2 protein-coding genes are annotated in these 1,093 nt (G+C 42.5%); one reads left to right on the forward strand and one right to left on the reverse strand.

Going from position 1 to position 1,093, the window contains the following annotated elements; translation table 11 throughout:
- A partial coding sequence (locus PX484_RS07785) for an Orn/Lys/Arg family decarboxylase (protein WP_502882703.1) occupies positions 1-234 on the forward strand: 234 nt, incomplete at its 5' end.
- On the opposite strand, the gene PX484_RS07790 is transcribed toward PX484_RS07785, so the two are convergent.
- Positions 226-1,093: protein kinase domain-containing protein (locus PX484_RS07790; protein WP_288103373.1), on the reverse strand; the 868-nt coding region annotated here is incomplete at its 5' end. The genes PX484_RS07785 and PX484_RS07790 overlap by 9 nt on opposite strands.

The following is a 1,093-nucleotide window of genomic DNA, read 5'->3' on the forward strand; positions in this document are numbered from 1 at the left end:
ATTTCTCCTAGAAAGGCTTTTTTTGCCCCTACAGAGATAGTATCCCGGAAAAATGCCCTCGATCGTCTTAGTGCTGATGTTATCTGTCCCTATCCCCCCGGTATTCCCGTTTTGATGCCGGGAGAGTTAATTTCTCAGGAAATCCTCGACTATCTGCAAACTATTTTAGACCTCGGTGGCACGATTACCGGCGGTAGTGATGATAATTTGGCAACTTTTAGGGTTTTAAAATAATCGCAAAATTATCTGATATATTAACCGGAAAAAGGCGGTAATAGCAATGGCCCCGATGGCAGCCATCACGGCAATGATAGCAATTTCAGGAAAATTTAGGCTTCCTTGCAGTCGCGAAAGAAAGAAGAGGAGGGTGAGGGTAATTGCTGCGATAATTGGTAGATCTTTTCCTTCAATCACTTTTTTAAATAATGCCAAAACTAAGCCACCTAAGATCATAAAGGCGATGACAATTCCTACCGAGGGGACTAAACTATTTAAGGCAATTACTAATAATGTCCCCTCAAATCCTGTAAAGGCAGCATTAGCGAAAGTTTCCCCAAGAGAAAAGCGGGAAGTTTTTCTAATCACTGGAGAAGCTGGAGGGGATTGAGGAATTGGAGAAGCTGGAGGGGATGGAGGAGATGGGGGAGGTGTATTTAAAGCGGTTAAAACTTCTCCACAGGATTGAAATCTATCCAGGGGATTTGCTAGTAACATTTTATTGAATACTCGGGCTAAATCTGCACTGATGTTAGGGGCATAATTTTGCCAATTCCAGACCTGTTTTTGGGGATCGTATAGCTCGTCAGGATCGCGATTAGTTAAGAGCATAACACAGGTAGCTGCTAGGGCATATAAATCCGTGGCTGCCGATACCTGATTGCCTAATTGTTGTTCGGGAGGAGCAAATCCGGCTGAATAAATTGTTGTGGATTTCTCTTGTGTATTACTAGGGTTATTGGTAGCCTGTTTTACTGCCCCAAAATCGAGTAAATAGAGGCGGCCATTTTGGGAGCGCATGATGTTAGATGGTTTTATATCCCGGTGAATGGAACCATTTTCATGAATAAATTTGAGGATAAGAAGTAATTCTTTG

Source organism: Microcystis sp. M49636_WE2 (genome assembly GCF_030065375.1).
In the GTDB taxonomy this organism is placed as follows: domain Bacteria; phylum Cyanobacteriota; class Cyanobacteriia; order Cyanobacteriales; family Microcystaceae; genus Microcystis; species Microcystis aeruginosa_C.